The organism is Serratia sp. LTN-2, assembly GCF_059740205.1.
The window spans coordinates 1-2,041 of sequence record NZ_JCAXDO010000055.1 but is presented as its reverse complement, the minus strand read 5'-3'; the positions used below and the strand labels follow the sequence as shown (position 1 = coordinate 2,041).

General features: G+C 65.5%; 1 protein-coding gene. It reads left to right on the top strand.

Going from position 1 to position 2,041, the window contains the following annotated elements; translation table 11 throughout:
• Positions 1-1,989 (top strand): transketolase (gene tkt / locus AC6BYQ_RS28225; protein WP_498057901.1); only part of this gene is annotated, 1,989 nt, incomplete at its 5' end.
• Between the last annotated feature and the right edge of the window lie 52 nt (positions 1,990-2,041).

Genomic DNA, 2,041 nt, shown 5'->3' with positions numbered 1-2,041 from the left:
TCTCGTAAAGAGCTTGCCAACGCCATCCGCGCACTCAGCATGGACGCCGTACAAAAAGCAAATTCCGGCCACCCGGGTGCCCCTATGGGCATGGCGGACATCGCCGAAGTCCTGTGGCGTGACTACCTCAACCACAACCCGACTAACCCGCACTGGGCTGACCGCGACCGTTTCGTGCTCTCCAACGGCCACGGCTCCATGTTGATTTACAGCCTCCTGCACCTCACCGGCTACGACCTGCCGATGCGCGAGCTGGAGAACTTCCGTCAGCTGCATTCCAAAACCCCGGGCCACCCGGAGTACGGCTACACCCCGGGCGTTGAGACCACCACCGGCCCGCTGGGCCAGGGCATCGCCAACGCCGTCGGCTTCGCCATCGCCGAACGCACCCTGGCGGCGCAGTTCAACCGCCCTGGCCACGACATCGTCGACCACCACACCTACGCCTTCATGGGCGACGGCTGCATGATGGAAGGTATCTCGCACGAAGTCTGCTCCCTGGCCGGCACCCTCAAGCTCGGCAAGCTGACCGCTTTCTACGATGACAACGGCATCTCCATCGACGGCCACGTCGACGGCTGGTTCACCGACGACACCGCCCTGCGTTTCGAAGCCTACGGCTGGCACGTGGTGCGCAACGTCGACGGCCACAACCCGGACGCCATCAAGGCGGCGATTGAAGAAGCCCGCAAGGTGACCGACAAGCCGTCGCTGCTGATGTGCAAGACCGTTATCGGCTTCGGTTCGCCGAACAAGGCCGGTACCCATGACGTGCACGGCGCTGCGCTGGGCGCCGCCGAAGTGGCCGCCACCCGCGAAGCGCTGGGCTGGAAATACGCCGCCTTTGAAATCCCGCAGGACATCTACGCCCAGTGGGACGCCAAAGAAGCCGGTCAGGCCAAGGAAGCGGCCTGGAACGACAAGTTCGCCGCCTACGCCAGGGCCTTCCCGGAGCAGGCTGCCGAGTTCAAGCGCCGCATGAACGGCGAGCTGCCGGCCGACTGGAAAGCCGACGCCAAAGCGTTCGTGGAAAAACTGCAGGCCAACCCGGCCAACATCGCCAGCCGCAAGGCGTCGCAGAACGCGCTGGAAGCGTTCGGCAAGGTGCTGCCGGAGTTCCTGGGCGGCTCCGCCGACCTGGCGCCGAGCAACCTGACCATGTGGTCCGGCTCGAAAGCGCTGAACGTTGACCCGGCGGGCAACTACATTCATTACGGCGTGCGCGAGTTCGGCATGACCGCCATCACCAACGGCATCGCGCTGCACGGCGGCTTCCTGCCGTACTCGGCGACCTTCCTGATGTTCGTGGAATACGCCCGCAACGCGGTGCGCATGGCGGCGCTGATGAAGCTGCGCAACGTGTTCGTCTACACCCACGACTCCATCGGTCTGGGCGAAGACGGCCCGACCCACCAGCCGGTGGAGCAGCTGGCGAGCCTGCGCGTGACCCCGAACATGAGCACCTGGCGCCCGTGCGACCAGGTGGAATCGGCGGTGGCGTGGCAGTACGGCATCGAGCGCAACGACGGCCCGACCACCCTGGTGTTCTCGCGCCAGAACCTGATCCAGCAGCCGCGCACCGCAGAGCAGCTGGCGAACGTGTACCGCGGCGGCTACGTGCTGAAAGACTGCGCGGGCACGCCGGACGTCATCCTGATCGCCACCGGCTCCGAAGTGGGCATCACGGTGGAAGCGGCGGACAAACTGACCGCGGCGGGCCGCAAGGTGCGCGTGGTGTCGATGCCGTCGACCGATGCGTTCGACAAGCAGGATGCGGCGTACCGCGAGTCGGTGCTGCCGGCGGCGGTAACAGCGCGCGTGGCGGTGGAAGCGGGTATCGCGGACTACTGGTACAAGTACGTGGGGCTGAACGGTGCCATCGTGGGCATGACCACCTTCGGTGAGTCGGCGCCGGCGGAGCAGCTGTTCGCCGAGTTTGGCTTCACCGTGGACAACGTGGTGGCCAAGGCGCAGGCGCTGCTGAAGTAAGCCGCCTGGCGTCAGCCGATAAAAAAGCCGGTCATCATGACCGGCTTTTTTT